This is a genomic window from Allobosea sp. CER48, from assembly GCF_044752385.1.
In the GTDB taxonomy this organism is placed as follows: Bacteria; Pseudomonadota; Alphaproteobacteria; order Rhizobiales; family Beijerinckiaceae; genus Allobosea.
The window spans coordinates 1-7,589 of the sequence record NZ_JBIWYK010000126.1 but is presented as its reverse complement, the minus strand read 5'-3'; the positions used below and the strand labels follow the sequence as shown (position 1 = coordinate 7,589).

Here is a 7,589-nt window from a genome sequence, read left to right as displayed (position 1 = left end):
AATGCTCGGTCATGGCGGTCATCTCGCTGATGGGGCGGGTCGGCGGGCCGAAGGGCCGGGGGCCTCAGGAGAGCCAGCGCTTGCGGCGCTTGTAGCTCTTCACCTCGCGGAAGGACTTCTTGTTGCCCTCGGCCACGCCGAGATAGAATTCCTTCACGTCCTCGTTCTCACGCAGCATCTGTGCCTCGCCATCCATGACGACGCGGCCGGTCTCCATGATGTAGCCGTAGGTCGCGTAGCGCAGCGCCATGTTGGTGTTCTGCTCGGCGACGAGAAAGGAGACGCCCTCATCGGCGTTGAGCCGGCGGACGATCTCGAAGATCTCCTCGACGATCTGCGGGGCGAGGCCCATCGAGGGTTCGTCGAGCAGGATCATCTTCGGGTTCGACATCATGGCGCGGCCGATAGCGCACATCTGCTGCTCGCCGCCCGAGGTGTAGCCGGCTTGCGAATTGCGCCGCTGCTTGAGGCGCGGGAACAGTGTGTAGATCTTCTCGAGGTCGCGCTTGATCGCGGCGTTGCCGTCCCGGCGGGTGAAGGCGCCGGTCAGCAGGTTCTCCTCGATCGAGAGATGGCCGAAGCAGTGCCGGCCTTCCATGACCTGGATGCAGCCGCGGCGCACGAGCTCGTTCGGCGACATCTTGTCGACGCGCTCGCCGTCGAAGACGATCGAGCCCTTGGTGACCTCGCCGCGCTCGGCCTTGAGCAGGTTCGAGATCGCCTTCAGCGTCGTGGTCTTGCCGGCGCCGTTCGCGCCGAGGATCGCGACGATGCCCTGGCGCGGCACGGTGAGCGAGACGCCCTTCAGCACCAGCACGACATGGTCGTAGATGACCTCGATGTTGTTGAGCGACAGGATGGTGTCGCTTGCCGTCGCTGCGGCTGGCTTCTCGAGGGTGGCGGTCGACATCGGCCTCTCCCGGACAATCGCTATCGATGGGGTGCCGGCGGCGGTGAGCCGCCGCCGGCCGCCGTCAGGTCAGGACGACTTCTCGCAGGACTCTGCGCGCTTCGGCCAGTTGCCGGCCTTCTCGACATAGTCCTTGGCGTTGGCTTCGATGAGCGGACGGACCTCGTCCTTCATCGGCTCGACCCAGTCGCCCTTCTTCGTCCACTTGGCGCCGTCCCATTCCGCGACGAACATCTTGCTGTGGCCGGAGTGGTCGGAGCAGGAGATCGAGGTCGGCGTGACGAAGCCGCCGAGGCCGATTTCCTTCAGACGCGCCTCGGTGAGGTTCAGAGCCTCGAGGCCGCGGCGCATGTCCTCGGCGTTGATGACCTTCTTGCCCGAGAGCTTCTGCGCATTGCGGACGCCCTCGACGACGAGCATCGCGTTGTAGACGCCGCGGTTGTAGAGGGCCTCGCCGACCTTCTCCTTCGGCGTCGTGCTCTTGCCCTTGTCGACCACGAACTTGAGGATGTCCTGCATCGCGGGAGCCTCGGTGCCGCTCAGCGCCCAGCTCAGCGACCTGTAGCCCTTGGCCTGCTCGCCACCGGCACGCGCGTCGTCGTCGCCGCCGGCCCACCAGACGCCGACGAACTTGTTCATCGGGAAGTTGTTCTTGGCAGCCTCCTTGACCGCGGTGGGGTTCATCGCGCCCCAGCCCTGGTTGTAGAGGAAGTCGGGCCGGTCACGCCGGATCGAGAGCCAAAGCGATCCCTGGTTCTGCATGTCGGCCGCCGCCACCGGGTAGAGCTTCAGCTCGAAGCCGTATTTCTTGGCGAGGTTCTCGAGCACCGGGATCGGCTCCTTGCCGAACGGCGCGTCGAGATGGATCAGGCCGAGCTTCTTGCCCTTGAGCTTGTCCAGGCCGCCGAGCTCGGCCGCCATGTGCTTCACCATGACGGAAGCGCCGTCCCAGTAGGTGAAGGGCGGGATGAAGACCCAGGGGAAGCTCGTGCCTTCGGCAGAGGCGGAGAGCCCGTAGGCCATCGACAGGATCGGGATCTTGTCGACATGGGCGCGCGGGATCGCGGCGAGCGTCGCGCCGGTCGACCAGGGCGAGTAGACGATCGTGTTCTTGGCCTTGGCCTGCTCGTAGCACTCGATCGACTTCTTGGTGTCGTAGCCGGTCTCGCATTCCTCGTAGACGATCTTGACGCCGTTCACGCCGCCGTCGCGCTCGTTGATCATCGTGATGTAGTCGCGCATGCCGTCGCCGATCGGGATGCCCGAGCCGGAGAACGGGCCGGTGCGATAGGCGTTGTTGGCGAAGTAGACGCTGTCCTGCGCTGCAGCCGGGACGACCGCGCCGGCCGCAGCGAGCAGGGCGCCCAGAGCCGCCCCTTTCATCAGAATGCTGGTCTTCATGGACTTCCTCCGTTCGTTTCCTCCCGACCAGACAGATGTCGGATCGGTCTTTCAGCGCCGGCGCTTCAGCGTCGCCGGTCGTTTCTTGGGCCTGTCCCCCAGCCTCAATAGGGGAAGGGCCACGTCCGCAATTTCTGCTTGCCGATCTGCCAGAGCCGGGCGAGGCCGTGCGGCTCGACGATCAGGAAGAGGATGATCAGCGCGCCGACGAGCATGAAGGTGACGTGCTCGGCCGCGGCGCCGCCGATCGGAACGCCGAGCGCGGGCAGGCCGAACTTGAGCGCGGTCGGCAGGATCGAGAGGAAGGCCGCTCCGAAGAACGAGCCGATCAGCGAGCCCAGGCCGCCGATGATGACCATGAACAGGATGTTGAAGGAGAGCCGGATCGAGAAGACGTCCGCCGCCTCGCCGCCGCCGTACCAGAGGAAGATCATCATCGCGCCGGCAACGCCGCAGAAATAGGATGAGACCGCGAAGGCCATCAGCTTGGCGTTGAGCAGCTTGATGCCCATGAGCTCGGCGGCGATGTCCATGTCGCGCACGGCCATCCAGGAGCGGCCGAGCTTGCCGTGGACGAGGTTCGAGGCGAACCAGGTCAGCACCACGACAAGGCCGAGACAGACGAAGTAGCGTGTCTCCGGCGTGGCGGACGCCCCGGTTATCGGGATGTCGAACAGGGTGCGTTGCGGCACCTCGATCGCGCCGGAGGCGTTGTAGTTGAACAGCCAGGGAACGCGCACGAAGGCCCATTGCAGGAAGAACTGCGCGGCGAGCGTCGCGACTGCGAGGTAGAAGCCCTTGATGCGCAGCGAGGGCAGGCCGAAGAGCACGCCGATTCCGGCCGAGAACAGGCCCGAAACCAGGATCAGGACGATGATGTTCACGTTCGGGAAGAAGGTCGTGAGCTTGTAGCAGGCATAGGCGCCGACGCCCATGAAGGCGGCGGTGCCGAGCGAGATCAGCCCGGTATATCCCGTGAGGATGTTGAGACCGATCGCCGCCAGCGAAAAGACGAGGAAGGGAATCATGACTGACGCGATGAAGAAGTCGCTGCCCAGGAAGGGAATTGCGACGAGCGCGACGGCCAGGATGACGGCGATGCCGATCCGGTCTTCCCGCAGCGGGAAGACGGCCATGTCGGCGGAGTAAGTGGATTTGTATTGACCGGCCTCGCGGTAGAACATGTCGTGAGGCTCCTCAGATGCGTTCGATGATCTTGTCGCCGAACAGCCCCTGCGGCCTGAACAGCAGGAAACCCAGCGCGATGAAATAGGCGAGCCAGCTCTCGATCCCGCCACCGACGAGCGGGCCCCAGTAGAACTCGCCGAGCTTCTCGCCGATGCCGATGATGAGGCCGCCGACGATAGCGCCGGGGATCGAGGTGAAGCCGCCGAGGATCAGCACCGGCAGGGCCTTCAGCGCCACGATCTCCAGCGCGAAGGAGACGTCCGAGCGGGCGCCCCACATGATGCCGGTGATCAGCGCGACGATGCCGGCGGTGAACCAGACGATCACCCAGATCTGGTTGAGCGAGATGCCGACAGAGAGTGCCGCCTTGTGGCTGTCGGCGACGGCACGCAGCGCCCGGCCGATGCGCGTGTACTGGAAGAAGGCCGCGAGAGCCGCGATCATCAGCGAGGCTATGATCGCGGCGGCGATGTCGATCTTCTGCAGCGAGACCAGCCCTCCGAGAATCTGCAGGTCGACCGCGCCCTTGGGCAGATAGAGCTGCTCGGCGATCATCTGCTTGGGGTTGCCGCCGAAGAGGGATTCGCCGAAGCCGATCAGGAAATAGGTGATGCCGAAGGTCGCCATGAACAGGATGATGTCGGGCTGGTTGACCAGTGGGCGCAGCACCACGCGCTCGATGGTGACGGCCAGCGCGAACATGACGCCGAGCGTGATGATGACCGCGAGGAAAGCGGGCACGCCCTTTTCGTAGAGGCCGACCAGCGTCAGCGCCGCGAACACCACCATGATGCCCTGGGCGAAGTTGAACACGCCGGAGGCCTTGAAGATCAGCACGAAGCCGAGCGCGATCAGCGCATAGAGTACGCCGGAAACGAGCCCTTCCCAGATCGTCTGCACGAGCAGGTCCGGCGCCTGGGCCATCTGCTGGAACGGGTCGACGAAGATCGCGTAGAGCGTGTTGGTGGGGTCCAGCCGAACGCCGATCGCGAGTGCCGCGATGATGGCGGTGACGATCAGGCCGGCCTTGACCAGTGGGTTGGCGAGAAGGTTCGGGGCGGGGCGGGTGGCGATGTCGCTCATGTGTCCGCGCTCCTCAATGCGCCACGCCGAGATAGGCGTCGATCACCTTCTGGTTCGCCTTGACCTCGTCCGGCGTCCCGTCGGCGATCTTGCGGCCGTATTCCAGCACCACGACACGATCGGAGAGGTCCATGACGACGCCCATGTCGTGTTCGATCAGCGCGATCGTCGTGCCGAACTGGTTGTTCACGTCGAGGATGAAGCGGCACATGTCCTCCTTCTCCTCGAGGTTCATGCCGGCCATCGGCTCGTCGAGCAGCAGCAGCTCAGGTTCCATGGCGAGCGCGCGGCCGAGCTCGACGCGCTTCTGCAGGCCATAGGGAAGTTTGCCGACCGGCAGCTTGCGGATGTGCTCGATCTGCAGGAAGTCGATGATGTCCTCGACGACGCGGCGGTGTTCGATCTCCTCCTGCATGGCCGGCCCGTGGCGCAATGCCTGCCAGAAGAAGCCCTTCTTCATCTTGAGCGTGCGGCCGGTCATGATGTTGTCGAGCGTCGACATGCCCTTGAACAGCGCGACGTTCTGGAAGGTGCGGGCAATGCCGCCTGCGGCGGCGCGATGCGGACGCATCTTGGCGCGGCGCTCGCCCTTGAAGACGATCTGTCCCTCCTGCGGCTGGTAGAAACCGTTGATGCAGTTGAGCATCGAGGTCTTGCCGGCACCGTTCGGCCCGATGATGGCTCGGATCTCGCCCTTTCGGATGTCGAAGGAGACATCGGTGATCGCCTTCACGCCGCCGAAGCGCAGCGAGATGTTCTCGACCGAAAGCAGGACTTCGCCCTTGCCGCGGATGGGAGCGCCGGTCACGTTCATCGGCTCCGCGTTCATGCCGCCTTCGCCGCTGCCGGCGCCTCCTGCCCGCTGGGATAGATCCTGGCGTCGCGCACCTTGACGCGGGCCGAGATCGCGCCCTTGCGGCCGTCCTCGAAGGTCACTTCCGTCGAGATGTCGGCCGCCTCCGAGCCGTCATAGAGCGCCGCCACGAGCGGGGCGTAGCGCTCGGCGATGAAGCCGCGACGGACCTTCTGGGTGCGCGTCAGCTCGCCGTCGTCGGCATCGAGTTCCTTGTGCAGGATGAGGAAGCGCTTGATCTGGGCGCCGCCCATCATCGGCTCGGTGGCGAGCGAGCGGTTCACCTCGTCGACATGCTTGGCGATCATGTCGTAGACGAGATCGTGGCCGGCGAGCTCCTGATAGGAGGCGTAGACCACGTTGTTGCGCTCGGCCCAGTTGCCGACGGCGGTCAGGTCGATGTTGAGCGCGACCGTCGCGTAGTCGCGGCCCTGGCCGAAGGCCACGGCCTCCTTGATGTTCGGATAGAACTTCAGCTTGTTCTCGATGTATTTCGGCGGGAAAAGGTTGCCGCTCGCGAGCTTGCCGACATCCTTGGCGCGGTCGATGATCTTGAGGTGGCCGCCTTCGTCGAAGAAGCCGGCATCGCCGGAGCGGACATAGCCGTCCGCGGTCATCGTCTCCGCCGTCTTGTCCGGATCCTTGTAGTAGCCGCCGAAGATCGAGGGCGAGCGGTAGAGCACCTCGCCATTGTCGTCGATGCGGATCTCGACCAGCGGCGCGGGTTTGCCGACCGTGTCGGCCTTGATCTCGCCGTTCGGTTGCATGGTGATGTACACGCCGGCTTCGGTCTGGCCGTAGAGCTGCTTCAGGTTGACGCCGATCGAGCGGTAGAAGCGGAAGAGTTCGGGGCCGATCGCCTCGCCGGCGGTGTAGCCGACCTTGATGTTCGTCAGGCCGAAACGATTGCGCAGGGGACCGTAGACCAGCCAATCGCCGAGCTTGTAGAGCAGCCGTCCCTGCAGGGGCACGCTCTCGCCGTTCAGGATCTTCTCGCCGTGCTGCTTCGCGACGCCGAGGAAGTAGTGGAACATCTTCCGCTTGAGGGCGCCGGCATCCTCCATGCGAACCATGGTGATGGTCAGCATGTTCTCGAAGACGCGCGGCGGGGCGAAGGCGTAGGTGGTGCCGACTTCGCGGCGGTCGTCGATGACGGTGTCCGGGCTCTCCGGGCAGTTGACGCAGAAGCCGGCCAGCATCGCCTGCGCATAGGAGAAGACGTGGTCGCCGACCCAGGCGATCGGGAGATAGGCGATGACCTCGTCGCTCTCGTTGAGCCCGTCGAACCCGCAGCCGATCTCGGCGGCGACGATGACGTTGTAATGGCTGAGCATCACGCCCTTGGGCCGGCCGGTCGTTCCGGAGGTGTAGAGGATGATGCCGAGATCGGAGCCCTGGCCCTGCTCCATCTCGTGGACGAGCGCGGCTTCGGCCTGCGGGTCCTTCAGGGCCTTGGCGCCCGCCTGGATCACCGTCTCGATGGCGTGGAGCTTGCTGTGGTCGTAGTCACGCAGGCCGCGCGGCTCGTCATAGAGCATATGCCTGAGATGCGGCAGGCGATCGGCGATCGAGAGCAGCTTGTCGACCTGCTCCTGGTCCTGCACCACGGCAAAGACGGACTCGGCGTGGTCGAGGACATAGGCCATCTCTTCGGCGACACCATCGGCATAGACCGGCACCGGGATCGCGCCGATCCACTGCGCGGCGCACATCGACCAGTAGAGCTTCGGCCGGTTGTAGCCGATGATCGCGACCTTCTCGCCGCGCTTCAGCCCGAGATCCTGCAGGCCCTTGGCGAAGTTCCGGACGTGCTCCGCGACCTCGGCCCAGTTCCAGGACTGCCAGATGCCGAGATCCTTGTGGCGGAAGGCTACACGCGTCGCGCGCTCCTTCGCATTGCGCAACAGCAATTTCGGAAAGGTATCCGCCTGGCCGGCGGTGCCGCTTGCCACGATTGCGTTCTCCCTGACGAGCCGCCATGCGTCGTGGCAGCTTCCTGTGAGCCGGTTCCCGGTCTCGTTGTCATGCAAGACTTGCAGCCGGGCACCATCTTCGCAAGGAGGCGCTTGACAGACAATTCGCCTTTTTGTGAGTATTGTCCCGCCGAGGTTCGATCACTGGCACACCGCGTCGAATCCTGGCCTGGTTCCCCTC

General features: G+C 64.8%; 6 protein-coding genes. All 6 read right to left on the bottom strand.

What is annotated here, in order from left to right; genetic code table 11:
- Positions 1-64: 64 nt before the first annotated feature.
- The 6 genes from ACIPIA_RS07030 to ACIPIA_RS07005 all read right to left on the bottom strand — a co-directional run bounded on the left by ACIPIA_RS07030 (position 65) and on the right by ACIPIA_RS07005 (position 7,390).
- Positions 65-910, bottom strand: coding sequence for an ABC transporter ATP-binding protein (locus tag ACIPIA_RS07030; protein WP_400507987.1), 846 nt, complete (start codon positions 908-910; stop codon positions 65-67).
- A gap of 69 nt (positions 911-979) precedes the next feature.
- A complete protein-coding gene (locus ACIPIA_RS07025) occupies positions 980-2,311 on the bottom strand; it encodes an ABC transporter substrate-binding protein (RefSeq protein WP_400507985.1) in 1,332 nt (443 codons plus the stop codon).
- Between the two features lie 104 nt (positions 2,312-2,415).
- Entirely contained in the window at positions 2,416-3,495 is a 1,080-nt protein-coding gene (locus ACIPIA_RS07020; RefSeq protein ID WP_400507983.1) for a branched-chain amino acid ABC transporter permease, read from the bottom strand.
- A gap of 13 nt (positions 3,496-3,508) precedes the next feature.
- Positions 3,509-4,423, bottom strand: coding sequence for a branched-chain amino acid ABC transporter permease (locus ACIPIA_RS07015; protein ID WP_400507993.1), 915 nt, complete (start codon positions 4,421-4,423; stop codon positions 3,509-3,511).
- 172 nt (positions 4,424-4,595) lie between these two features.
- Positions 4,596-5,396 carry an ABC transporter ATP-binding protein gene (locus tag ACIPIA_RS07010; RefSeq protein WP_400507991.1) on the bottom strand — a complete coding sequence of 267 codons (801 nt, stop codon included), beginning with the start codon at positions 5,394-5,396 and terminating at the stop codon, positions 4,596-4,598.
- Positions 5,397-5,407: 11 nt separating this feature from the next.
- Positions 5,408-7,390 carry an AMP-dependent synthetase/ligase gene (locus ACIPIA_RS07005; RefSeq protein WP_400507989.1) on the bottom strand — a complete coding sequence of 661 codons (1,983 nt, stop codon included), beginning with the start codon at positions 7,388-7,390 and terminating at the stop codon, positions 5,408-5,410.
- Positions 7,391-7,589: the final 199 nt, after the last annotated feature.

Excerpts from the sequence above, each read along its gene's own strand:
- ACIPIA_RS07030 (WP_400507987.1), bottom strand. The coding sequence starts at position 910 with ATGTCGACCGCCACCCTCGAGAAGCCAGCCGCAGCGACGGCAAGCGAC.
- ACIPIA_RS07015 (WP_400507993.1), bottom strand. The coding sequence starts at position 4,423 with ATGGCCCAGGCGCCGGACCTGCTCGTGCAGACGATCTGGGAAGGGCTC.
- ACIPIA_RS07020 (WP_400507983.1), bottom strand. The coding sequence starts at position 3,495 with ATGTTCTACCGCGAGGCCGGTCAATACAAATCCACTTACTCCGCCGAC.
- ACIPIA_RS07010 (WP_400507991.1), bottom strand. The coding sequence starts at position 5,396 with ATGAACGTGACCGGCGCTCCCATCCGCGGCAAGGGCGAAGTCCTGCTT.
- ACIPIA_RS07025 (WP_400507985.1), bottom strand. The coding sequence starts at position 2,311 with ATGAAGACCAGCATTCTGATGAAAGGGGCGGCTCTGGGCGCCCTGCTC.